Here is a 24,680-nt window from a genome sequence, read left to right on the forward strand (position 1 = left end):
ATGCATCGTTTCCTCCTTGTCCTTCTGCTCGCCACGGCCATGCAAGGCGCGCACGCCCAGTCCGGCACGCGCGTCGACACCGGGCCCGGCTTCGCCGCCATGGCCGCGCAGGGCGGCCTGCCGCCGGCGGGCGCCACCGGCATGCCGGTGCAAGCCGCCACGCCCATGGTACCGGCGCATCCCGCGCAAGCCATGCCCGACAGCGCGCCGCAGAACGCCGACTACGGTGCCAACCTCGCCAGCGACGCCTTCGGCGCGCAGCTCTTCACCGGCGCCTTCAGCCGCGAGAGCGCAGCGGTCTTCAACCCCAGCCACGTCATCTCCGTGGGCGACCGCATCCAGCTGCGCATGTGGAACGGCTACAACCTCGACACCGTGCTCGCGGTGGATGCCGGCGGCAACATCCTGCTGCCCGAGATCGGCCCGTTCCGCGTGCAGGGCATCACCAACGCCAACCTGCAGGCCGCCGTCACCGCGGCGCTGCGCCGCGTGTTCGCCGGCCGCGTTTCCATCTACGCCAGCCTGCTGGCCGCGCAGCCGGTGCGCGTCTACGTCACCGGCGCCGTCTATCGACCCGGCATGTACGACGGCACGTCCAGCGACAGCGTGCTGCGCTACCTCGACCAGGCCGGCGGCATCGACCCCGAGCGGGGCTCCTTCCTGGACGTCGCCATCAAGCGCGGCACGCAGACCCTCGCCGTCGTCAATCTCTACGACTTCCTTCTCAAGGGCGAACTCGCCACCCGCCAGCTCAACAATGGCGACGTGATCTTYGTCCAGCCGCGCAAGCGCACCGTCAAGGTCGGCGGCCTGGCCGAGAACGCCAAGCGCTTCGAATTCCAGGGCGAGCAGGCCCGGCTCGACCAGATCGCCCGCCTGGCCAAGCCGCTGCCGCAGGCCACCAACGTGCGCGTGGTGCGCAACACCGGCACCATCCGCAATGTCGAATACTTCCCGATCTCCCAGGACCAGGAAATCATCCTGCACGACGGCGACGAAATCGAATTCACCGCCGACAAGCGCCCCGGCACCATCACCGTGCGCGTGGAAGGCGAGCACGCCGGCCCGCAGGAATTCGTGCTGCCCTACGGCAGCCGCATGGGCGAGCTGCTCAGCCAGGTCGCCTTCACGCCGCAGTCCGACGCMGACAGCATCCAGCTCTACCGACTCAGCGTCAAAGCCCGCCAGAAAGTGCTGCTCGGCACCGCGCTGCGCAGCCTTGAGTCCAGCGTGCTCACCGCCCGCTCCGGCACCGCCGACGAAGCCCAGTTGCGCAAGGAAGAAGCCGCGCTCGTGCTGCAATKGGTGGAACGCGCCCGCAAGATCGAACCCACCGGCCAGACCCTGATCGCCAAGTCCGGCACGCGTGACCAGCTGCTGCTGGAGAACGGCGACATCCTGCGCGTGCCGGTCAGGGACGGCCTCGTCATCGTCAACGGCGAAGTCCTGTTCCCCAACGCCGTCGCCTTCGATTCCGGCATGAGCGTGGCCGACTATATCGAGCAGGCAGGCGGCTACTCGCAGAACGCCGACAGCGCCCGCGTGATCGTCGCCCACCGGGACGGCAGCTTTACGGAAAGCAAGTGGGGCACGCAGGTGCGCTCCGGCGACGAGATCCTGGTGCTGCCGAGGGTGGACATGAAGACGCGGCAGTTTGCMAAGGATGTGTTCCAGATTCTTTATCAGTTGGCGATTTCGGCCAAGGTGGTGTTGGGGTTGTGATGGAGGTCATGCAAAAGCATCAGAGCGCCGATTCCTTGCTCTCCGCGGTGATACCGGTGGATCTGCTACGCCGGCCCGCGAGCTTGAAGGGCAGGGTGCTGGACCTGGCCCGGCATCCGGGCATGGCAAAGCTGAGGATGGTGGTCGCGCATAACGATCGTGGCAGTCGCCACGACCGGACGCTGGTCCGGAAGCTGGCGGCGTTTCCTCATGTCACGTTGGTATCGCGCGCCTTCCACGATGGCGCTGTCAATAGCGGCCTGCTGCGCAACCGTGCCGCCKAGCACGTCGATTCGGCCACGATGTTGCTGCTCGACGCCGATCTGTATCCGCTTCCCGACCTGTTCCTCGATAGCGCCCGCCTCGTCGCATCGGGGGCCGAGAAGCTGGTGGTGTTGCCGTGCCTGTACCTGACGAAATGGGCGAGCAGCCGGCTGCAAGCCGGCAGAGAGACGCCCGGCACGATCCTGGACGGCTATCTGTCGTTCCGTCGGYGGTATTTCCAGCACATGGCCAATCCGTCGTCGGTGGTAGTGCTGCGTACCAGGGACTACCGGGACCTGGGTGGCTTCGACGAGGCCTTCCACGGGCATGGCTACGAGGATTTCGATTTCATGCTGCGCCTGGCGATGCGCCACGAGCTGATTCCGCGCACGGAGGATCTGCTGAAGAACAAGAGCTTTCGTGCGCCGCTGCTGGCAGAGGGCTTTCGCAAATACCTTGGCAGGCTGAGCCTGCCGCGCCTGCTGGACAGGCAGGTGGTGTTTCACCTCTACCACGACAAGCCGCGCGGCGACGCCTACTACCACGCCCGCGCCGAGAATGCCGAACGGCTKCTKGGCAAGCTGAGGGCGTGGGTGGGCGGCGGCAATGTCACCGACACGGCGKCGGGCCATTTCCTGATCGAGGAGTTCTTTGCATGCTGCGGCGAGCGAGGTCTCGCGGCACAGGATTTTTTTGTGTTGTTCGACACTCGCCCTGGGCATGTGGACCGGCTCGGCGGCTGGATKGACCGGGCCAGGTACCTGCTGGGATTTCACTGATGGATGTCGAGCTGCGCCGCCGACAGCGTGGACGCGCCGATGGGAGAGGAACGATGGGCGGAACTGGCGGATGGGAAGGCAGGGCTGGAGAGAGCGTGGGCATCGTTTCGCCCGGGATTCTCATGATTCCCCACCTGGCGGCTTTTCTCGGCAAGCCATGCCGTGCCGTGCTGCGCCGGCGCCACGAAACCGGCGCGCTCGCCGCGGTAGCGGGCTGGGGCAGGCGGCCCAGCGCGCAGCGGGCGGTGCGGCTGGCGCGGGAACTGGAGCTGCCATACCTGGCGCTGGAGGATGGCTTCCTGCGTTCGGTCGCGCCGGGCAGCCGGGAGGCGCCCTTGTCGCTGGTGGTGGACGAGGCCGGCATTTACTACGACGCTCGCCAGCCGTCGCAACTCGAACTGTTGATCCGCGACACCGCGCCAGACCAGCCGGCGCTGGCCGAGGCGCAGCGCGGCCTTGCCCTGGTGGTGCGCCACCGGCTTTCCAAGTACAACCATGCGCCGGTGTTCTCCCTGCCACCGCGCAGCGTGTCGCGGCGCGTGCTGGTGGTGGACCAGACGCATGGCGACATGTCCGTGTTGCTGGGCGGCGCGGATGCCGAGACGTTTGCGGCCATGCTGCGGGCGGCGCTCGACGACGACCCGGGGGCAGAGGTTTGGGTCAAGACCCATCCGGAGGTCGTCTCCGGGCACAAGGCAGGCTATCTCGCACAAGGCAGCAGCGAGAATTCGCGGATACGCTGGCTGGCGCGGGATTGTTGTCCGCTCTCCTTGATCGAGCAGTTCGACCGCGTCTATGTCGTTACATCGCATATGGGCTTCGAGGCCCTGATGCTCGGAAAATCCGTCGTCTGCTTCGGCAAGCCGTGGTACGCGGGCTGGGGACTCACGGACGACCGGCACCCGGAGGGCGCCGCATTGCGCGCGCGGCGCGCGGGCCGCGACGGACAGCGTCCGCTCGCGCATTTGTTCCTGGCGGCCTACCTGCGCTACGCGCGTTATGCCCATCCTGTCAGCGGCCGCCCCGCCACGCTGTTCGACGCCATCGAATGGCTGGCGCGCAACAAGGCTGCGAACGAGCAGTGCCGGGGCACGTTCTATTGCGTCGGCATGAGCGCGTGGAAGCGCGCCATGGTCCGGCGCTTCCTGGATACGCCGTCGAGCCGGCTGAAGTTTGCCCGGGATCTTGCAGAAGATCAGATTGCGCGTTTGCCGGCCGGCGCGCGGCTTGTGGTGTGGGGCAGCCGCAATCCCGCACTGCGGGCATATGCGGCCGCGGCGGCCATTCCCGTATTGCGCGTGGAGGATGGTTTCGTCCGTTCCKCCGGGCTCGGCTCCGACCTGCACGGCCCGCTATCGCTGGCGCTGGACGGGCCGGGCATCCATTACGACCCGCGGGAGCCGTGCCTGCTCGAAACCATGCTGGCCACGGTCGCGCTCGGCGAGGCCGAGTGGCTGCGGGCGATGCGCTTGCGTGAAAGCCTGGTGCGCCAAKGTATCAGCAAGTACAACGTGKGCGGGGGCTTCTCCCTGACCCCGCAGAGCGCCGGACGCAAGGTGCTGCTCGTGGCCGGGCAGGTGGAAGGCGACGCATCGCTGCTGGACGGATCGCCGGCGATCCAGCGCAATCGAGATCTGCTGGCCACGGTGCGCGCGGAAAACCCGCAGGCGTGGATTGTCTACAAGCCGCATCCCGATGTGGTGGCCGGGAATCGCCCGGGCCGCATCGATGCCGATGAACTGCACGCGCTGGCCGATCAGACCGCCGCGCAGGCAAGCATCAATGCCTGCATCCAGGCAGCGGACGCCGTGCATGTCATGACATCGCTGGCCGGATTCGAAGCCCTGCTGCATGGCAAGGAGGTGCATTGCCATGGGCAGCCGTTCTATGCAGGCTGGGGCTTGACGGTGGACAGGCTGGCGATATCCCGGCGGTCTCGCCGCCTGTCGGTGGAGCATCTGGTCTATGTCGCGCTGTGCTGCTATCCGCGTTATCGCCTKCCCGKCATCGACGGCTTCTGCGCGGCCGAGGACGTGGTCGCACACCTGGCGGAGCGCTCGCGGGGCCCGCGGGCGATCGGCAGCCACTGGCTTTGGCGGCAGTGCCGCAAGGCACGTGAACTGGCGAAGACATTCAGGTTTGCCTATCGCGGTGGATGGTAGCCGGTGCGGGATTCCGGTGGCAGCAAGTATGKGGAGTAAAGCTATGTATGCATCTCGGTCAGGGAGAGAATATTCAGGCGGTGCGCAGGCGCAGCCCGCCCGGGCTGCCTTCCAGCGGCTGGCGCAGTATCGTCGCATCCTGCTGCTGCAGGGACCGAACGGGCCGTTCTTCGCGCGCTTGCGGGATCAACTCGCCGCTGCGGGCTGCGAAGTCTGGAAAGTCAATTTCAACGGTGGCGACGACCTCTTTTACCGCGGCCGCAACGTCCTTCGCTTCCGCGGGGCCATGGCGTCGCTGGCAGGTTTCCTGCAAGCCACGCTGCGGGAAAAGCGCATCGATGCCGTCATAGCGTTCGGTGACTGCCGGCGTCCGCACCGCATCGCCGCGCGCGCTGCCGCGCAGGCAGGCATTGCMTTCTGGGTGTTCGAAGAAGGCTATATCCGGCCGGACCACATCACGCTCGAAGCCGGTGGCGTCAACGCGCGCTCGGGGCTGGCGCCGATGCGGGCGCAGCAGATGCCGGCCGTGCGGATGCCCGCTGCGGGACGCCACTTCCGCCATGCCTTCGCCTGGATGGCCTGGTACTCGTTCTGGTATTTCGCCGCCGGCGTGGTCGCCTCCGCGAATTATMCGCATTACCGCCATCACAAGCCGTTTGGCATCAGGGAACTGGCTTGCTGGATAAGGGCCGGATACCGCAAGCATGCGTACCGGTGGCTTGAGCGGCCTCAGGTGCGACACCTGTTTTCGGGCGAACCGGAGCCATTCTTCGTCGTGGCACTGCAGGTCTACAACGACAGCCAGATCCGCGCCGCCAGTCCGTGGCGGCGCGTAGGCGATTTTATCGAGTGGACGATGTTCTCGTTCGCCAGGCATGCGCCGCGGGACAGCGTGCTCGTCTTCAAGCATCACCCGATGGATCGTGGCCATACGGACTATGCGGGCACGATCCGCAGTTGCGCGCGCMGCTTTGGCGTGGAAGGGCGGGTGCGCTATGTCCATGATGCGCACTTGCCGACGTTGCTGCAGCGTTGCCGGGGACTGGTGACGATCAACTCGACCACTKGTTTGCAGGCGCTTTTCCACGGTGTGCCGGTGATMGCGCTGGGGCGCTGCTTCTATGCAAAAGAGGGCGTGACCTTCCAGGGCGCGCTGGACCAGTTCTGGTCGGCGTCCAGGCAGGTCGACGTGGCCGCCTGCCAGCGGCTGCGCGGATACGTGGCCTATGCCTCGCAGATCAATTCCTCGTTCTACGCGGACACGACGCTGGATGAATACGCGGTGCCCGCCGCCCGGACGAGACGGCTCGGCGCGCAGTTGGGGTGCCTGGCCAGCCTGCTGATACTGGATCTGCTGAGCGGGCCGGCAAGGGAGATCCTGCCCGGCATCGGATAGCCGCGCGGCCCGGCACGGGAATTTGGAAACGGGACGGGGAGCCGAGCGAGGCTCGGCATCGGCGGGGAAGCCAGAAAGACTTGAGTAAGAGAAATGATCAATAGGAAACTGAGGAAGTTGCGGCGGGACCCGAGGTTGTTTTTCGTCGACATGTATCTGAAGCGGGCGCGCGGCATGCGCAAGTACATGCGGGACCTCGGGCTCGTGCAGCCGAGGCGCCAGCCCGGGCACGACCGGTACACCGTTGTGTCGGCGGTCTACAACGTGGGCAAGTACCTGGACGAGTATTTCGCCAGCCTGGTCAATCAGGAACTCGACTTCATCCGCCATATCGATGTGGTCGTGGTGGACGACGGCTCGACCGACGACTCCGCCACGAGCATCGAAAGATGGCGCAGGCGGTATCCGGGCAACATCCGCTACATCCACAAGGAAAACGGCGGCCAGGCTTCGGCCCGCAACCTTGGGCTTCAGCATGTCCGGACGGACTGGGTGACGTTTCTCGATCCGGATGATTTCGTCGATTCTCGCTTCTTTCTMGAAGCCGATGATTTTCTGCACCGCCATCGCAACAGCCGCGTGAAGATGGTCGCGTGCAACCTGGTTTTCTATCACGAGAGCGGGAAGCAATACAGCGACACGCATCCGCTGCGCTACCGCTTCGCCGCAGGCGAGCAGATACTGGACCACCATGACCTGAAGAAGAATTTCCAGTTGTCGGCAAGCTCGTCGATCTTTTCGGTACAGGACATCAGGAAAGCCGGGTTGGCGTTCGACGAGTCCGTCAGGCCGAACTTCGAGGACGGCCTCTTTATCGGGCTGTTCCTCGCMAGCTTGCGACAAGGAACGGTGGGATTCCTGCCGAAAGCGATCTACTACTATCGCAAGCGCGAGGACGGCAGCTCCACGCTGGATTCCTCGTGGACCCATCCCGGCCGCTACGGAGCCGTGCTCCAGAACGGCTATCTCAAGTTGCTGGAAACCTGCATGCGGGAACTGGGCCATGTTCCGGTCCATGTGCAGAGGACGATCGTCTACGACATGGTCTGGTATGTCCGCCAGATAGTCGATCGACCCGACGTCGTCGGGTTCCTCTCGCCCGAGCAGAAATCGCGCTTCGAGGAACTGGTCCGCGCAGTATTTCGCCATATCGACAGAAAGACCATCCAGGATTTCGAGCTGGCCGGCTGCTGGTTCTATCACAAGGTGGGCATGCTTGCGTGCTTCAAGGGCTTGCCGCCGCAGCAACAGATCGCCTATGTCGAATCGTTCGATGCCCCCAAGAGGCAGGTCCAGATCCGTTACTTCTGCCATGCGCAGGATGTCGAGATCGTCACGCTGGACGGCGTGGAGCGGATTCCGGCCTTCGCCAAGTCCGTCGGGCACGACTTCGTGAACAGCAGTTTCGTTTGCGAGCGGCGGTTGTGGATCCACCTGCCTCGGGATACGGGTACGCTCAGGCTGCATGTGGGCGACCAGCAGGCGCGCATCAACCTGGCTGGTGCGCAGCACCGCGACGGCGTGCCGGCAAGCGCCATCGTTGAGCATTTCGCGGCGGCTGCGGCGAAGCCGGATAGCGGCAACGCCTATGCCGGGGCCTGGCTGGTGATGGACCGGGACATTCAGGCCGATGACAATGCCGAGCATTTCTACCGTTATCTGTTGCACGCGCGCCCGGAGCGCGAAGCCTATTTCGTGTTGCGCAAGGACTCGCACGACTGGCGGCGCCTGCAGCAGGACGGGTTCCGGCTCCTGGCCTTCGGCAGCGAGGAACACAAGCGGGCGCTGCGCACTTGCGCCAAGCTGATCAGTTCCCACGCGGATGTCTACGTCACCGACTACCTCGGGCCGAAGACGCTGGACGGCAAGCATTTCGTCTTTCTCCAGCACGGTGTCATCAAGGACGACCTGTCGGGCTGGCTGAACCGCAAGCGCAGGATCGACTGCTTCGTCACCACGAGCCGCTTCGAGTACGAGTCCATCGCCGGGGATGGCTCTCGCTATAAGTACGGACGCAAGGAAGTGGTGCTGACCGGGCTGCCGCGCCATGACAAGCTGTTGTCCTGCGCGCGCGAGGACAAGATGATCTTGATCATGCCGACCTGGCGCAAAAGCGTCGTGGGCCAGTCCACCGTGGCCGGCAGCGCGCGTGGCCTCAATCACGATTTTTCCGAGACACGCTTTGCCAGGGCATGGKGCGGCCTGCTGCGCAGCGAGGCGCTGCGCCGGCTCAGCGAGCAGTATGGCTACGCCGTGGTGTTTTTCCCGCATGCCAATATCCAGCCGTACATGGCGCAATTCCACATACCCGCCTTCGTCAAGGTGATCGGGCATGCGGCCGCCGGCATCCAGCCATTGCTTGGTGCGGCGTCGCTCATGATCACCGACTATTCCTCGGTCGCGTTCGACATGGCGGTACAGGGCAAGCCCACCATCTACTACCAGTTCGACGAGGATGAGATATTTTCCGGCCTGCATACCTATGCGCCGGGCTACTTCGACTATCGGCGCGACGGCTTCGGCCCGGTGGCCGTCAGCGAGGCGGCGCTGCTTGAGGCACTGGGACGGATGCTGGCCAGCGGATGCCGGCCGGATCCGGAGGTCAGCGCCCGGATCGACGCGACCTTTCCGTTTCGGGACGGCCGCAACTGCGAGCGGACTTATCAGGCGGTGGTGGCGCTGGACCAGCCCTATGACGAAGCGCAGGCCGATCCGCACACGTTGCGGGGCTATGCCGCGCAGGCCAGCGCAGGCAGGCGATGGCGGTTGGCCGAGCAACGCTGGTCGGCGTTGCTACAGCACKACTGCGGCAGCATGCGCGCCGCCGCACGGCTAGCGCTGGCGCAGGCGCTCAGGGAGCAAGGCAAGCTGGGCCGGGCACGAGCGGTTATCGAGGCCGATTCCGCCGGCGATGCCATCCATTCAGCGCCCGGGCGGCGCGAGCGGGCGGAACTGCTTACCGCCGAACACGACTGGGCGTCCGCCGCGCAGGCGTGGCAGGCATTGGTCGCAGACGATGCATCGGCACTGGCCGGATTGTTGATCTGCCATGTGCCGCAACGCCGGGGGCATGAGGCGGCCCGGCTTCTGTCTTCCCCGGCCTATGGCCAGCTTTCTGCACACATGCAATTGCTGTGCCGCGCGTTGGCCCACGCGGCGGGCGGTGACTGGCGGCAGGCGGCCGAGGCCCTGCGATCGGCAATGCCGGCATTCTCGCTCACGGAACTCCGGCGCTACAAACCCCATCTGGTGCTTGCGCAGGCCTACCGGCACGAGAAGAACTTCGACCGCGCGCATCAGCAATTGGTCGCCTACGAAAAGCATACCGCGAGCGATCCGGCCTGCCGCTGCGAGATCGCCCGCCTGGCCAGCGTGCGGGGCAACTGGGAGAAAGCTGCCCGTCAGATCGCCCTGGCTTTCCCCGACATTGCTGACATGCCGCTCAGCCTTGCCGTGCGCTACGTCCAGGCATTGCGCAAGAGCAGCAAGATCAATTCCGCGCGTGAAGCAGTGGCGCTCTTGCTGCCGCGGCGCCGCGACAGTGCCGCACTGCGTGTCGAACATGCCGAGGTGGCCATGGCGGCGCAGCGTTGGGACGAGGCGGTCGAGGCCTGGCAAGCGGTGCAGTCGGACGTGGAAGACGTTGCCTGCAGGCTGGCGCAGGCGTACGAGGCCGGCGGGAAGCCGGAGCAGGCATGGAAGGCGCTGGCCGCGCCGCAGGCCACGCGAGCTCGGACGCTGGACGAATGGCGGCTGGTGGCACGGCTGGCTCCGCCCGGTGGCGAGCGCTGGGCGTGCCTGATGGGGGAGCCAGGGATCGCAGAGAGCTTGCCGCTGGCGTTCCGGATTGGCAACCAGGCTGGTGTGCTTGCGCAGCAACAGCGCTGGCCCGCGCTCATAGCGTGCTTGCGCAATGAGATCGACGGGCTTGCCGATGCAGAGATCAAATCGTTCGGCTTGCGTGGGCTGCTGGCGCGGGCTTACCGCAACATGGGGGATCCGGACGCGGCACAGGCACAGCTGCTGGCGGGCGAGAGACAGTCCCCGGGCGACGCCGTGTGCCAGCTGGAAAGCGCGATGCTGGCATTCGACCGCAAGTCATGGTCGAAGGCCGTCGCGGGATTCKAACAAGCGTTCCCGGACGCGGCGGTAATGCCGGAAGCCGTTGCCTGTGCCTATCTGCGGGCGCTGCGTTATCAGAATCAGTTCGACAAGGCGCGGGCGGTGCTGTCGATTCTGCTGGCGCACTATCCCGATAGCGCGGCGATGCAGATGGAGGACGGCGAACTCGCTCTCGCCCGCCGTGACTGGGAGCGTGCGGTCGCGGTCTGGAAGTCGCTGCTCGACGGGMCCGAGGTGGCACCGTACCGGCTGGCGCGGGCATACCGCATGACCGGTCGCGTGGAGGACGCCATGAAGGTTCTGCGCCGGCGCGGAGTGCGGGGACCGAATTGCGCGCAGGAGTGGCTGCTGCGCGCGGAAGTCGCTCAGCTTACGAGGAACTGGAGCGAAGCGGCCGCAAGCTGGTCTGCCTTGCTCAGGTTTCACGCCGACGAGGCACCCGCGCACAGCTGGGACCAGCTCAACGCCTCCAACCTGTTGAGCGCGATGAAACGGGCGTGAAGGCGACATGGCGCAAGTCCGGGGCGGGAAGCGTCCKGCAGCCGGGAGGCGCTGCCGCGGGATGACTCGATCCGGCAGCGGCCGCCAGAGCGTGCGAGCCGGGATGGCGGCGTAGTGGAATTGTGGGAGGAACTGGAAACTTTGCGAGGACAGGACATGAAAGAGCAGAAGCGCATGGTGGACGGCATCGAGGTCACCTTCAGGCGCAAGCGCCGCAAGTACGATGCCAGGCATCTCATCGTGGTGTTTTCCGGCTTCGGGCTTGGCGAGTTCACCTATGATTTCGAGCACGCGTTGCAGGACTGTCCGGCCGACGTATTGTGGATCAAGGACCAGTTTGACGGCCATTGTGCGTACTACGTGTGCAAGGACATGGATTTCAGCATCGAGGCGGCGGTATTCGCGCTGATCGACGCCGTGCTCGACGAGCTTGGGCTCACGAAGAACCAGTGCACGCTGGCGGGATTTTCCAAGGGAGGCTCAGCMGCTCTGTACTTCGGCATGAAGCACGGGTTCGACAACATTGTTGCCACCGTGCCGCAGTTTCGGATCGGGTCGTATATCGCGCGCAACTGGCCCGTCGTGGCCGCCCATATGATGGGGGAGGCGGATGAGGAGAAGGTCCGGGTGCTGGATCGCCTGCTGCCCGAGGCGCTCGCCGGCGCCGCCTGCGACAACAAGAACGTCTACCTGCTGACCTCGCCGTCCGACCCGCAGTTCGCCGCGGAAATCGTGCCGAACCTRGGCGGCTTTGTCAGATGCTCGAACTTCAACCTGCTGGTCTCGCGTTCGCGCCTGGTGCGCGAGCACAACCAGGTCACCCAGCATAATGTCCCGCTGCTGCTCGGCATCTTCTACAGCCTGGCGGCGGGCGCCGTACCGCGCTTTGGTTATACGGAGATGATCGGAGACGATGCCGGGCCACCGACGTATCCGGAGGTGACGCCGATCGCCGCGCTGCGGCGCGTCCGCATCGAGGGCGGCAGGTTATTTCCCGAAGGTGTCGCCGTGCTGCGTGGCCTTAGCTGTGGCGAGTACCAGGACATATCTTCTTTTCTGATACTCCACGGCGGCCCTGGCGACATCGAGATTCCGCTTGCMAAGGMCAATCGGCCGGGCTTGACACGCGAACTCTATGATGGCGGCTTCGTCAACTACGACAAGGGCTGGTTCTGCACCTACCAGCACAAGGGCGTGGACTTGGCGGAGGTGCCTGCGGGCGAATACAGGGTGTCGCTGCGGATCCATTGCCAGGGCGTGACGCGAACCAGCGCGATGATGTCGGCTGCGCAGGTCGATGTGCAAGGACCCGCCGGTACGCATTTGCTGCGCCTGTTCACGAGCGGGGGCCTGGTTCATTTGGTGAAGACCCCGCTGGCCGGCACGCCGTAAGAAGGACAACGGCGCCCGCCTCAATCGTCCTTGGTGCGATGCCACTATGGAGATTTGTCGACGGCATGCACATTCGGCTTGTAGTACGGCTTGCTTAGGGTCAGGTGGGGTCGCTCCCAGGCGCAGTTGCGGCGAATGACCTTGGCGGGGATACCCGCCGCCACGCAGTTGTTCGGGATCGTGCCCTTGACCACGCTACCCAGCCCGATGACGCTTCCGTCTCCGATCTGCGCGCCGCCCAGAACCACGGAGCGCGCGCCCAGCCACACATGGTCGCCTATGTGGATGGGGCGCGGGAGGTTGATACGCTCGCCGCTATCGACATCGAAGATGGGGTGCGCGTCGTCGGCCCGGATCTCGATGCCGGAGGCGAGCATGCAGTCATTGCCAATGGCAACGGTTGCATACTCGGCGGTCGAGATATAGCAGTCCGAAGTACACGTGACGTGGTCGCCTATGGCGACCTTGCTGTAGTGTCCGACGCGGATTGTTCCTTTGAATGCGTTGTTGCCTATTTCGCAGTACCCATGATCGCAGTCAAACATGATCGTCAGACCCGGCAGCAGGGCGTCAGGTTTGACGACCAGCGTATTGTGCTGTCCCCTGAACAGGACCTTGACGCCGCGATCCAAGGTCTTCTCGTAGCGTACTGTGTTGCCGGCGTCGTCCTGGTAGTTCTCAAGTCTGGTAAGTGTTCGCATCGGGAGATCTGGCTTGGTGTCCTCTGGTCTCCCGATTAGATGCTGGATGCCCCGGGCAGATGGTCGGAAAATTTTGATTCGCCGCCTGGATCGTTCCGAAAATTGCCTGCGCGCCGTAGCCGGCCATCGCCAGCATCGGCCCGGGCCATCCCCTTACAACAACCCGTCCAGCAGATCCGGCCCGAACACCTCGCGGTGCACGCGCTCGGCCTTCACGCCGCGCGCTTCCAGCGCGGCGMGTTGCGCCTGCATGAAGGGCAGCGGGCCGCAGAGGTAGAAGTCCGCGTCGGCGAGGTCGTCGCCGGCGAAGATGGCGTCGATGTCCATGCGGCCGGGCAGGGCGGGCTGGGCCAGGAACTCGGCTTGCTCTCCGGATTCCAGGAAGAAGTGCGTGCGCAACTGGGGCAACTGGCGTGCGGCGTGCCTGACGTCCTTGATATGGGCGACGTGCGAGACCATGCGCGCGGCGTGGCCGAAGACGACCTTGCGGGCGGGGTTGCGCTGGGCGACGGCGTTGAGCGCCGAGATCATGGGCGTGACGCCGACGCCGGCGGAGAGCAGCACGATCGGGGTGCTGGGCTCGATGCTGGGCGCAAAGTCGCCGAAGGGCTGGCTGACCATCAGGACGTCGCCTACCTTGGCGTTGTCGTGCAGCCAGCTGGAGACCGCGCCGGCGGGCAGGTCGGCACCGTCGCCGCGGTCGCGCTTGACGGAGATGCGCCAGGTGCGGCCGTTGGGCGCGTCGGACAGGCTGTACTGGCGCTGCTGGAAGACGCCGTGCGACAGTTCCACCACCACGGAGATGTACTGGCCGGGCAGGAAGTCGACCAGCGTGGTGCCGCCGACGGCTTCGAAGGTGAAGGATGTGATGTCGGCGCTTTGTTCTTCGCGGGCGATGATGCGTACCGGCTGGCGATGGTCGGGGCCGGTGTTGGCGCGCTCGTACAGGCGGGTCTCGGCGGCGATCAGTTCGGCGGCGAGCAGCCAGTAGGCTTCGTCCCAGGCGGCGACGAGTTCGGGCGTGGCGGCGTCGCCAAGCACTTCGCCGATGGCGCCGATCAGGTGGCGGGCGACGACGGCGTAGTGGCTGGGCTTGATGCCGACCGAGGCGTGCTTGTGCACGATGCGGCTGACCACGGGGGCCAGCGCGCTGTTGTCGCCATAGTTGGCGGCATAGGCGAACACGGCGGAGGCKAGCGATTGCTGCTGCGAACCATTGGCCTGGTTGCCCATGTTGAACAGGTTGGTCAGCTCGGGCCTGTCGGCGAACATATTGCGATAGAACGTGGTGGTAATGGCAAGGCCATGTTCCCGCAGGACGGGTACGCTCGCATCGATCAGGGGTCTCGATTTTTCGGACAGCACGGCAACCTCCAAAGATATACAGTTAATGCAACAAATAAGACGAATGGGTCCGCAACGTTGGGCGGTGGTGGCGTGCGATCTCGATCTGTTCGCGACGCCCTGGAACCCATTTTATTAAACATGCATTTGCTGTGCAACATAAATTTGCGGCATTGCAAAAGATGCATGAAGTGTCCATGTTAGACTGCGCCTGCCGTCACCCGAGGGCGCAACGCCCGCAGCAGGCGCTTCCTGGCTGCCACGCAAATCGCATCACGATCCGCACGGCGGAGGAGCACTTTCCATGAGACTGACCGACTACACCGACTACAGTCTGCGGACCCTGATCTACGTCGCGGTCTACCCGGGCGAGCTCGTCACCATCCAGCGTATCGCCGATGCGTTCGACATTCCCAAGAACCACTTGATCAAGATCGTGCAGAAGCTTGGGCAGGCTGGCTTCCTGCACACCGTGCGCGGGCGCGCGGGCGGCATCGAGCTGGGCCGGCCMGCGGCCGAGATCAACGTGGGGGAGGTGATCCGCACCATGGAGTCGGACTTCAGCCTGGTGGAGTGCTTMCAGGGCGACGACAACCATTGCGTGATCACGCGCGTGTGCGGCCTGCGCGGGGTGCTTTCCGCGGCGCTGCGGGCCTACTTCGAAGTGCTGGACTCCTATAGCCTGCAAGACCTGGTGGAGAAGCCCGCGGCGCTGAGCCGGGCGCTTGGCCCCGACGGCGCGGACACGGTGGTCGGCATTCCCGTCAAGAGCGTGACGCGCAAGGCGCGCGCCGCGCCGGCGGTGCCCGGCGAGAACGGTCCCGCCTAGCCGGCGCCGCCTGCCGGGCGGCGGTGCCGCGGGCAGCTGGCACTGGCTACCCCAAATGGCCACCAAATGGCCACCAAATGGCTATTGTCGACGCGGCCAGCCGAAACTAGGCTGTGCCATGGGTCCGGCCGTCCGGCCGGGCCGCGCAGGGGAGACAGGGATGGCATTGCGCCTCGACAGTTACCGGGCCAACCGGACCAGCACCGAACTATTGCTTCGCCTCGACCGGCGCAGCGAGCGCTACCGGCTCGAGCATTCGCTGGCGGACCTGGTGCGCCTGCGGGTATCGCAGATCAACGGCTGCCCCTATTGCATCGATCTGCACTCCGCGCGAGCACGCAAGGACGGCGAGATGGCGATACGGATCGATTTGCTGGAAGTGTGGCGCGAGACGACGCTCTATACCGACCGCGAGCGGGCGGCGCTGGCGTGGGCCGAGGCGGTGACGCGCGTGGCCGACACGCATGTGCCGGACGAGGTCTGGGATGCGGTGCGGCCGCAGTTTTCCGAGCGGGAGATGGTGGACCTGACCTTGCTGGTCACGGCGGTCAATAGCCTGAACCGCTTCGGTATCGCGTTCCGCCGCGCGCCCGCCTAGGCGTGGCGAGGGCGGCAGGCAAGCGATGCGCGGGCGTGATGGGCCGGACGGCGGCTCCCCCGCGCGCAGCCCGTTCCCGCGGCTTACTGAGGTAGCGGGCGCTTGATCGGCTCGCCTTCGGCGGYGATGGCGAATACCAGCAACCTGGCCGGCCTGGTCTTGCTGGCGTTGCGCGTGACGAGGTGCTGCGCGCCGGGCGGCTCGTACCAGCTCTGGCCCCTGGCGTAGGTCTTGGCCGGCTCGCCGCCGAGCTGCGACACCACTGAGCCTTCGAGCACGTAGGCGAAGATCGAGCCTGGATGGACGTGCGGCGTGGATTCCTGGCCGGGCGCGAAGGTGACCGTGGCCAGCAGCACGTTCTTGCCGCCTGCTTCCGGAATCGCCTGCTTCATTACCGGCTGCACGCTTTCCTCGGCGTGGCCGGGCTTGCCGTCCGGCGTGTGGGCGCGGGCCTGGCCGGCGCCGGCCAGGGCCAGCATGGCCGGCACGAAGGCGGCGATGATGAGGCGGGGCATCGCCCGCCCGCTGTTCGAACGGGTCATGATCGGCGTCTCCCGCTCAGGCCGGCAGCTTGCGGAACGAGATGGCGAAGCGGTTCCAGCTATTGATGGCGGAGATCAGCAGTGTCAGGTCGACCAGTTCGGCATCGTCGAAGTGCGGGCGCACGGCGTCCCAGGCAGCGTCGGGCACATGGCTTTCGGAGACCAGCGTGACGGCCTCGGTCCAGGCCAGCGCGGCCTTCTCGCGCTCGCTGAAGAACGGGGTTTCGCGCCAGACCGACAGGGTGGCCAGGCGGCGGTCGTCTTCGCCGCCCTTGCGCGCGTCGGTGGTATGCAGGTCGACGCAGTAGGCGCAGCCGTTGATCTGCGAGGCGCGCAGGCGCACCAGTTCCACCAGCGGTTTTTCCAGCCCGCTCTTGGCGATGCGCTCTTCCAGGCCGATCAGGGCCTTGATGGCGGCGGGGCTGGCTTTGTAGAAGTCGAGACGTTGTTCCATGCTTTGCTCCTCGTTTGCGCCGCCGGGATGGGGCGCGACAGGAACAAGATTAGGACGCGTACTGGCTATTCAAAAGAGCCAGTTTTCTGTAATTTGAGGTAACCAGTGGCGCGRCCGGGCGGTACACGGACCACGTGCCGGCCGCCCTCACGCCGCCATCACGCCGCCATCACGCCGGCCAGCTTTTCCATGCCGGCATGGATGTCGGCGACGCCGATGCCGCCATAGCCGAACAGCAGCCCCGGCTCGGCCTGGCGCCCGGCGTACATGCCGGAGATGCCGTACAGGCCGATCGAGGCCGCCGCGGCGCGCACGATCAGCGCGCGCTCGTCCTCGCCCGTCTTCAGGTGGGCGGCCAGGTGGATCCCCGCGGCTGGCGCATGGGCCGTGAACCACGGCGCCAGCGGGCCGTTTAGGTGCGCGAGCAGGGCCTCGCGGCGCGCGGCGTATTCCTTGTGCATGCGTCGCAGGTGCTTGGCGAAGTAGCCGTCGAGCATGAACTTGGCCAGCGCCGTCTGGGTCATGGTGCAGCTGTGCCAGTCGCCCGCCTGCTTGGCGCGGCGCATGGCGTTGCCGAGCGGGGCCGGGGGGATCACGTAGCCGATCCGCAGCTCGGGGAAGATGGTCTTGGAGAAGCTGCCCACGTAGGCCACCACGCCGGCGTTGTCCAGGCTCTTGAGCGACTCCATCGGCCGGCCCATGAAGCGGAATTCGCCGTCGTAGTCGTCTTCCACCACCAGCGCGCCGCGCCGCTGGGCCCATTCCAGCAACGCCATCMGGCGCTCCAGGCTCATCGCCATGCCGAGCGGGAACTGGTGCGAGGGCGTCACATAGACGATGCGCGCATTGTCCGGCAGCGCGTCCACGACCAGCCCGTCCGCGTCCACCGGCACATAAGCCAGCCGTGCGCCCACGGCGGAGAAGACGATGCGCGCGGGCGGGTAGCCGGGGTCTTCCACGGCCACCACGTCGCCCGGGCGGCTCACCACGCGGGCCAGCAGGTCGATGGCCTGCTGCGCGCCATGCGTGACGATGACATCCTGCCAGTTGCTGACCACCGCGCGGCTGAAAGCCAGGTAGCGCGACACCGMCAGGCGCAGTTCCTGCTCGCCGGCGGGGTCGCGGTAGGCGCCTCGTCCGCGTGCCTGTACCCGCAGTGCGTGCCCCACGCAGCTGCGCCATTTGTCGAAGGGGAACAGGCTTTTGTCGGTCACGCCGCCGACGTAGTCGAAGGCAGGCGCCGCGCCCGGTGCCGTGTGCGGCAGGGCGTCCGGCAGTTCTTCCCAGATCGAGCCCGAGCCCGGGCTCGGGAATGCCGGCGAAGGTGGATGCGCCAGCCGGCTCATCTCGGGCGCCACGAAGGTACCGTCGCCGGCGCGCGAGCGCAGGTAGCCTTCGGCGATCAGGCGCTCGAAGACATCGAGCGTGGTCTTGCGCGAAACGCCGAGCCTGGTAGCGAGATCCCGGGTGGACGGAAGCCGTTCGCCCGGCGCCAGCCGGCCGTCGACGATGCCCGCGCGCAACTGGCGGTAGAGCTGGCCGGCCAGCCCTTGCCGGCCGTGAATATTCAAATGGACATCCATTTACTGGTTACCTGAGGCGCAAGGAATTTCGTAGATTCTACGAGCCAGTCCGGACGCTTTCCACTTGCCCCGGACGGGCATCGTCGTTTGTGCTTCATCCAGCGCTGCCCGCGCCGGCGGGCGCGGCGGCGCGCGGCGCCAGGCTGCCGGCGAAGCGGCCCGCCGTACGCAGCGCCAGGTAGCCGATGACCAGGTTGCATGCCAGGAAGAACGGCCCGGCCAGCGCGCGCGCCGCCGGCACGCCGGCAAGGGCCAGCTGCAGCACGCCKACCGCGGCGCTGGCCAGCCCGAAGGTGTACGACCACGAGCCGAAGTGGTGGAAGGGCTGTTCGCCAAGCCAGCGAAACAGGCGCAGGCCGAGCAGCATCTGGAACAGGCCGTAGCCCAGCAGCATGAGGATCCACTGCGAGTGGGCCGATTGYGGGGCTACGGCCAGGCATGCGGCCGCGCACACCATGGGCGGCGCGAAMTGGATGCCCAGCAGCGCCCGCTGCGAGGCCGGCATGCCCTCGTGCTGCAGCAGCCGGCCAACCACCTGCGATTCCAGCGCCAGCCACGACAAGGTCCCCGCCCCGACAAACAACCAGCCCCAGTCCGCGTGGCCGAGCACGCCCAGCGTGGCGCCGCTGGCCAGGTTGGCGGCCACCGTGGGCAGGTAGAGCGCAGGCGTGGTGTCGCGCGGATCGCGGCCGCCTTGCCACAGCCTGCCGGTGTGCCAGAGGGCGAAGGCCAGGTGCCAGCCGATGCCGGCCACGGCCAGCAGCCACGCGCCGGCCGGCGAATACGGCAGCAGCGCCGGCACCAGCTGGAGCGTGGCGATGGCCAGCAGGGCCGGCGTGCTGCCCCGTACCGGATGCGCGAATTCTGCTTCCAGGGCGCCGCGCCGGTGCAGGAGCTGCGCGGCATAGGTCACCAGCAGCCCCGCCCACAGCAGTGCCGCGCAGGCCAGGATCGTCTCGGAGATGGCATGCGGCATCTGCCACAGCGTGCTGGCGTGGCGCCACGCGCGGCCGATCACGGCCAGCCCCAGCACGATGCTGAAGGCCGCGGCCGGCAACGGCGGCGCCATGGCGGCAGCGTGCGGGACGGCGGGTTCGTTGGCGGCACAGGCCGGCGCGATGCCGGCCGCTGGCGGGTGGAGCGGTTCGTGGGACATGGGGGCGGCTTGCTTGCGTACTGACGTACTTCCAGTGCGGAGATTCCCTGGCCGTGGGGCAGGCGTCAGCCCTCGCGCCCGTCGGCGCGCGGCCGCGTCAGGAACGGCGCGTACTTGAACAGGTAGAGGGCGAATGCCGCCATCCAGGCTGCCGCCGCCGAGCCGATCCAGAACGCCTTGTACTGCGGCAAGAGCAGCGGCCCGGCCACGCGCAGCAGGGCCGCCGCGGCGATGCAAGCGTAGGCGGCCGTTTCCATGGCGCGCGCTTCGAGCTTGCGGCCGGTGTGGCCCAGCGCCGTGCGCGTGATCATGCCCATGATGGCGCAGCCGATGGCGCCCACGGTGAGCGCGTGCAGCGCGGTGGAGCGGTCCGCCCAGCCCAGCGCGGCGGCGGCCAGCAGCGCCAGCCCAAGCGGCAGGCAGGCGTAGGCCAGGTGCAGGATGGCGGTCAGCGGCGTGCGCAGGGTATGGCGCGAGCCCCAGCCGCCCAGGCGTACCGCCTGGGCCAGGGCCGCCAGCAGCGCGATCGCGGCGGTGGCGATGCCTTGCGGGGCCAGCGCGCAGGCGGCCATCGCGGCCAGCGTCAGCGGCACCACGCTACGCTCGGCCAGCGAAGAGCGGCGGATCCGTACCCMGGGTACGGAATTGGCGGTGAACATGGGGATGACGCGCCCCCMGATCACCGTGATGAACACCACCACCAGCCCGATGCCGGCGTCGGCGCTTTGCAGCGCCACGTGCGCGGCACCCCGCGCCAGGGCCACATGGAACGCCAGGTTGAGCGCCCACAGCAGGAACATGGCGCCGGCCAGGCCGTAGTTACGCTTGCTGCCGGCGCGCACCAATACATGCAGGAAGCTGGCCGCGCATAGCAACAGGAAAGCCAGGTCCAGCACCACCGCGGCCGGCGCCGGTCCGGTCCACATCAGCACGCGCGCCGCCAGCCAGACGGCCGCCAGCGCGGCCAGCAGCGCGCCGCGCGGTGTTTGCAGCCCGGTCCAGTTCTTGCCCGCCGTGAACAGGAAACCTACCACCACCGCCGCCGCAAAGCCGAACACCATTTCATKGGCATGCCAGAGCATGCCGCCCATGGGCGGTTGCGCGGCGCCGCCCGGCCACCAGCCCAGGTAGATGGCCGCCCAGAGGCCCACCGAGACCACCGCGAAGGCAGCCGCGAGCAGGTAGAAGGGCCGGAAAGCAAGAGCGAGCACGGGATGGCCGCCGGKACCGGCAGGGGAGCGGCTGGCGGGTGGCTGGGTCTGGAGCAGGGGCTGCATGGGCGCCTCGCAGAATGTCGGGTTACGTATCCCCGTGGGATGCCGGGGAACTCAGGCTGTGGCGGCTTCCTCGCAATGCTTGCGGAAGGCCGGGTACAGGCGGATCTCCTCGCGCGTCATGCGGGCCCGCAGGCGCGACACGGTGCGACCCAGCGCACGTGCGAACTCGAGCTTGTCGCCGCCTTGCCGGTAGCTATCGAAGAAGGCCAGCACCTCACGCGAGATGACATGCATCTCCGCCTCGTATTCCTGCGCGATCGGCTGGGTTTGCGCATGGCGGTGCATGGGCGGATAGAGGCGGCGATCTTCGCGCGCCAGGTGGGCTACCACCAGCTGGCGCAGCTCGACGAGCTTCTTCTTGCCGGCATCCGAGCCGATGCCCAGGGCATGGAGTTCGTCGAGCATGGCGAAGATGCGTTGGTGCTCGTCCAGCATGGTGTCGATCAGCGAGGTCATTGCGCTTCTTCCTTGTCGTATTTATCGCGGTTGCGGCGGGCTCACGCGGTGTCTTTGCATCGTGCGGCGCAGCAACCTGACAACGATTCTATAAAACAAGCATTTCAAATGCAACATAAAAAACGGCGTGCGAATCGGGCCATGCAAAAGGACTGGCAGGCAGCGGGCGCGACGATCCGCCGCGGCATTGCCGGGCAAGCCATTCCCGGCAATGCCAGCAAGCACTGCAGCGAAGCGGCCCCACAGGTGGTTACCAGAAAAATCCGAAAACTGGCTATGGCGGCCAAGCCATCGAGGACCTAATCTGCACGGGAYGGGGCCTGTGGCGCACCCAGGCGTAGCCGTTTCCCGCCTGTGCCAGCCCTTTCGCAAAAAAAGAACCAAGTTTGATCATCGTCTGCGCATGCCTGCATGCCGGGATGAATTAACGGAGGGCAGGCTGCCGCCGGGCGCCGCCTGCATGTCCGCAATATTGCCACCCACAGGGCGGGCGCATCCGCATGCCCGGCAACCGTCGCCATACGCTAAGTGCGGCAGCAACCGATCGTCCCATGAACACCATCGCTATCCTGCTATCCGCCTTCTTGCTCTCGGTGGTCGCGCTCGCGGCCTTTATCTGGAGCATGCAGAAGGGCCTGTTMGATACCTCGCCGGCCGCGGCGAACGTGATCTTCGACCGCGGGGAGGCGGGGCAGTCGGAAGACCCTGCCTCCGACCAGTCGGGCGCGCACGCGTACAGGGCTGMCCACGAGGCGGAGCACGATTCGTCGCGCGATATCGCCGATGAATCGTCGGCACCCGTGGTCTTCCTGTTTATCTGTTGCGCCATGGTGTGGCTGGTGGTCGCGTCCATGGCGGGGCTGACCGCCTCGGTCAAGCTGCACGAGCCCGACCTGCTGGCGCAGGTGCCCTGGCTGTCCTTCGGCCGCATCCGCACCATCCACCTGAATGCCGTGGCTTACGGCTGGGCACCGATGGCAGGCTTGTCGATCGCGCTGTTCCTGCTGCCGCGCCTGCTCAAGACACGCCTGCAGGGCGCGAAATACGCGGTGCTGGGCRCCGCGCTGTGGAACGCGGGCCTGATCGCCGGCATCGGCAGCATCGCCGCCGGCATCTCCGACGGCCTGGAATGGCTGGAGATTCCCTGGCAGGTCGACATCCTGCTGGTGGCGGGCGGCGCGCTGGTCGGCATGCCCCTGGTGCTGACGCTGGTCAACCGCAAGGTGGAYCACCTCTACGTTTCGGTCTGGTACATGGGCTGTGCGCTGTTCTGGTTCCCGGTGCTGTTCCTGGTGGCCAATTTCCCCGGCCTGCACTTCGGCGTGGAGCAGGCCACCATGAACTGGTGGTTCGGCCACAACGTGCTGGGCCTGTTCTACACGCCGCTGGCGCTGGCTTCGATCTATTACTTCCTGCCCAAKATCATCGGCCAGCCGGTCAAGTCGTACGGCCTGTCGTTGCTGGGCTTCTGGGCGCTGGCCTTTTTCTACGGCCAGGTCGGCGGGCATCACCTGATCGGCGGCCCGGTGCCTGGCTGGCTGATCACGCTGTCCATCGTGCAGAGCATGATGATGCTGGTGCCGGTGATCGCGTTCTCGATCAACCAGCACCAGACGCTGCGCGGCAACTTCCACCGCCTGATCGATTCGCCCACGCTGCGCTTCATGACCTTCGGGGGCATGATGTACACGCTCAGCTCGGCCCAGGGCTCGTTCGAGGCCCTGCGCTMGGTMAACCGCGTGACMCACTTCACGCACTACACCGTGGCGCACGCCCACCTGGGGCTGTACGCCTTCGTCAGCTTTGCCTTCTTCGGCGCGATCTACTTCATGGTGCCGCGCGTGACCGGCCGCGAATGGCCATACCGCTGGATGATCTACGCTCACTTCTGGCTGGCCGCGGGCGGCATCGGCGTGTACTTCGTGGGACTGTCCATCGGCGGCTGGCTGCAGGGCACGGCCATGCTGGACGCCGCCAGGCCATTCATGGATTCCGTGAGCGTCACCATCCCCTACCTGAAGGTGCGCTCGCTCGGCGKCAGCATGATGCTGCTCGGCCATCTCTTCTTCGTCACCAATTTCGTATGCGCAATTCTTGGCCTGGGACCGAACCGGGACCGGCCCGCTCTGTTCCATCAAGGCCGCAAGCGGGCACTGGGAGCTTGAAACGTGAACAATGAACGAGCCCTGCTGGCCGGCGGCATGGTCATGCTTGCCCTGGCAACCAGCGCCCTGGTCGTGATTCCCTACCTTCAGCTCAGGGATGTGAAACCCACCGAAGGCGTCAAGCCGTACTCCGCCGCGCAGCTGCGCGGGCGTGAGGTATATATCGCCAACGGCTGCGTCTACTGCCATTCGCAGCAGCCGCGCGACGCTTCGTTCGCACCGGACGCCAAGCGCGGCTGGGGCCGCGTGGCGGTGGCCGGCGACTACTACTACGACAAGCCGCACCTGCTGGGCACCATGCGCACCGGGCCCGACCTGATGAATATCGGCGCGCGCCAGCCCAGCGCCGACTGGCACCTGGGCCACCTGTACCAGCCGCGCGCCTATGTGCCGGGCAGCATCATGCCGAGCTATCCCTTCATGTTCGACATCAAGGACAAGGCCGAGCAGGGCGACAAGGTGGTCGCGCTGCCGGAAGCCTTCAACCCGCCCGGCAAGGTGGTGGTGGCCACGGCGACCGCGCTCKACCTGGTCGCCTACCTGCAGTCGCTCAACCGTACCGGCGCCGTGCTGCCGGCGCCGGCGCCCGCCAAGCCAGCCCAGTAACCGCGTCCCGGAGAATACACAGATGGACAACCCATCGGAAAAGCGCCAGGCCGCGGCAGCCCGCTCGCGCGAGAACCCTGATCCCCACGAGAGCCGCACGCCGATTCCCAAGGTGGTGCTGGCCATCGTGGCGGGGCTGGTGGCCYGGGGCGCCTGGTATATCGCCGTGGCGCCGATCGACCAGCCGCCGGAGTTTGGTGACCGCCGCACCGTCGCCGACCTGCAGGGCAGCGGCAAGCCGGCCGGCGGCAGCGTCGACGGCGCCGCCATCTTCCAGGGGCGCTGCGTGGCGTGCCACCAGGCCACCGGGATGGGCTTGCCCGGCGTGTTCCCGCCGCTGGCCGGCTCGGAATGGGTCAACGGCAAGGATGCCAAGGCAGCCGCGATCGTCCTGCGCGGCATCACCGGCAAGCTGACCGTCAAGGGCAGCGCGTACAACGGCGCCATGCCGGCCTTCGCCKACCAGCTCAACGACGCCGAGATTGCCGCCGTGCTCACGCATGTGCGCGGCCAGTGGGGCAACAGCGCGCCGCCGGTGACGGCAGACACGGTCAAGGCCGCGCGCGCCGAAACCGCCGCCATGACAGCGCCCTTCGACGGCGACGCCGGGCTGGGCGCGCCGGGCGGCTGA

The 24,680-nt window shown here is 66.6% G+C and carries 20 protein-coding genes; 12 read left to right on the top strand and 8 right to left on the bottom strand.

The genetic code is table 11. The annotated features are described in order from the left end of the window. The 6 genes from AC1DKV_RS27970 to AC1DKV_RS27995 all read left to right on the top strand — a co-directional run bounded on the left by AC1DKV_RS27970 (position 1) and on the right by AC1DKV_RS27995 (position 12,338). The gene (locus tag AC1DKV_RS27970) at positions 1–1,722 is read left to right on the top strand and encodes an SLBB domain-containing protein (RefSeq protein ID WP_477138442.1); all 1,722 of its coding nucleotides are present in this window, start codon (positions 1–3) and stop codon (positions 1,720–1,722) included. Positions 1,723–1,730: 8 nt separating this feature from the next. After that, entirely contained in the window at positions 1,731–2,765 is a 1,035-nt protein-coding gene (locus AC1DKV_RS27975; protein ID WP_477138443.1) for a galactosyltransferase-related protein, read from the top strand. 95 nt (positions 2,766–2,860) lie between these two features. Then, positions 2,861–4,927 (top strand): capsular polysaccharide biosynthesis protein, encoded by a 2,067-nt coding sequence (locus AC1DKV_RS27980; RefSeq protein WP_477138444.1) that lies wholly within the window; start codon positions 2,861–2,863, stop codon positions 4,925–4,927. After that, entirely contained in the window at positions 4,905–6,323 is a 1,419-nt protein-coding gene (locus AC1DKV_RS27985) for a capsule biosynthesis protein (RefSeq protein WP_477138445.1), read from the top strand. The genes AC1DKV_RS27980 and AC1DKV_RS27985 overlap by 23 nt, the downstream gene beginning before the upstream one ends. Positions 6,324–6,458: 135 nt before the next feature. Beyond that, positions 6,459–10,946 (top strand): CDP-glycerol glycerophosphotransferase family protein, encoded by a 4,488-nt coding sequence (locus AC1DKV_RS27990; protein WP_477138446.1) that lies wholly within the window; start codon positions 6,459–6,461, stop codon positions 10,944–10,946. Between the two features lie 156 nt (positions 10,947–11,102). Continuing rightward, positions 11,103–12,338, top strand: coding sequence for a hypothetical protein (locus tag AC1DKV_RS27995; RefSeq protein WP_477138447.1), 1,236 nt, complete (start codon positions 11,103–11,105; stop codon positions 12,336–12,338). Positions 12,339–12,382: 44 nt separating this feature from the next. Here AC1DKV_RS27995 and AC1DKV_RS28000 read toward each other — a convergent pair whose 3' ends face one another. Together AC1DKV_RS28000 and AC1DKV_RS28005 are read right to left on the bottom strand one after the other, a co-directional pair. Continuing rightward, entirely contained in the window at positions 12,383–13,039 is a 657-nt protein-coding gene (locus AC1DKV_RS28000) for an acyltransferase (protein WP_441615761.1), read from the bottom strand. Positions 13,040–13,192: 153 nt separating this feature from the next. Further along, positions 13,193–14,404, bottom strand: coding sequence for a globin domain-containing protein (locus AC1DKV_RS28005; RefSeq protein ID WP_477138448.1), 1,212 nt, complete (start codon positions 14,402–14,404; stop codon positions 13,193–13,195). A 283-nt stretch (positions 14,405–14,687) separates the two neighbouring features. Between AC1DKV_RS28005 and AC1DKV_RS28010 the strand changes: the two genes are divergently transcribed. Then, positions 14,688–15,212, top strand: a complete 525-nt coding sequence (locus AC1DKV_RS28010) for an RrF2 family transcriptional regulator (protein WP_477138449.1) — start codon at positions 14,688–14,690, stop codon at positions 15,210–15,212. A gap of 160 nt (positions 15,213–15,372) precedes the next feature. Beyond that, entirely contained in the window at positions 15,373–15,810 is a 438-nt protein-coding gene (locus AC1DKV_RS28015) for a carboxymuconolactone decarboxylase family protein (RefSeq protein WP_441615755.1), read from the top strand. Between the two features lie 83 nt (positions 15,811–15,893). On the opposite strand, the gene AC1DKV_RS28020 is transcribed toward AC1DKV_RS28015, so the two are convergent. The 6 genes from AC1DKV_RS28020 to AC1DKV_RS28045 all read right to left on the bottom strand — a co-directional run bounded on the left by AC1DKV_RS28020 (position 15,894) and on the right by AC1DKV_RS28045 (position 21,278). After that, on the bottom strand, positions 15,894–16,352 hold the full coding sequence (locus AC1DKV_RS28020) for a cupin domain-containing protein (RefSeq protein ID WP_477138450.1): 459 nt from the start codon (positions 16,350–16,352) through the stop codon (positions 15,894–15,896). Between the two features lie 16 nt (positions 16,353–16,368). Beyond that, positions 16,369–16,806 carry a carboxymuconolactone decarboxylase family protein gene (locus tag AC1DKV_RS28025; RefSeq protein WP_441615752.1) on the bottom strand — a complete coding sequence of 146 codons (438 nt, stop codon included), beginning with the start codon at positions 16,804–16,806 and terminating at the stop codon, positions 16,369–16,371. A 158-nt stretch (positions 16,807–16,964) separates the two neighbouring features. Then, positions 16,965–18,389: a MocR-like pyridoxine biosynthesis transcription factor PdxR gene (gene pdxR / locus AC1DKV_RS28030; RefSeq protein ID WP_477138451.1), complete on the bottom strand. Its 1,425-nt coding sequence runs from the start codon at positions 18,387–18,389 to the stop codon at positions 16,965–16,967. A gap of 94 nt (positions 18,390–18,483) precedes the next feature. Further along, positions 18,484–19,545: an SLAC1 family transporter gene (locus tag AC1DKV_RS28035; protein ID WP_477138452.1), complete on the bottom strand. Its 1,062-nt coding sequence runs from the start codon at positions 19,543–19,545 to the stop codon at positions 18,484–18,486. Between the two features lie 65 nt (positions 19,546–19,610). Next, positions 19,611–20,822, bottom strand: a complete 1,212-nt coding sequence (locus AC1DKV_RS28040) for an NnrS family protein (protein WP_477138453.1) — start codon at positions 20,820–20,822, stop codon at positions 19,611–19,613. A 51-nt stretch (positions 20,823–20,873) separates the two neighbouring features. After that, a complete protein-coding gene (locus tag AC1DKV_RS28045; protein ID WP_441623628.1) occupies positions 20,874–21,278 on the bottom strand; it encodes a hemerythrin domain-containing protein in 405 nt (134 codons plus the stop codon). Between the two features lie 141 nt (positions 21,279–21,419). On the opposite strand from AC1DKV_RS28045, the gene AC1DKV_RS28050 reads away from it, so the two are divergent. The 4 genes from AC1DKV_RS28050 (at position 21,420) to AC1DKV_RS28065 (ending at position 24,680) form a co-directional block, all read left to right on the top strand. Then, entirely contained in the window at positions 21,420–21,581 is a 162-nt protein-coding gene (locus AC1DKV_RS28050) for a hypothetical protein (protein ID WP_441623626.1), read from the top strand. Positions 21,582–21,829: 248 nt separating this feature from the next. Next, a complete protein-coding gene (locus AC1DKV_RS28055; RefSeq protein WP_477138454.1) occupies positions 21,830–23,443 on the top strand; it encodes a cbb3-type cytochrome c oxidase subunit I in 1,614 nt (537 codons plus the stop codon). Between the two features lie 3 nt (positions 23,444–23,446). Further along, positions 23,447–24,049, top strand: a complete 603-nt coding sequence (locus AC1DKV_RS28060) for a cbb3-type cytochrome c oxidase subunit II (RefSeq protein ID WP_477138455.1) — start codon at positions 23,447–23,449, stop codon at positions 24,047–24,049. A 22-nt stretch (positions 24,050–24,071) separates the two neighbouring features. Further along, on the top strand, positions 24,072–24,680 hold the full coding sequence (locus tag AC1DKV_RS28065) for a c-type cytochrome (protein ID WP_477138456.1): 609 nt from the start codon (positions 24,072–24,074) through the stop codon (positions 24,678–24,680).

The sequence above is a fragment of the Cupriavidus sp. 05T41 genome (genome assembly GCF_056396525.1).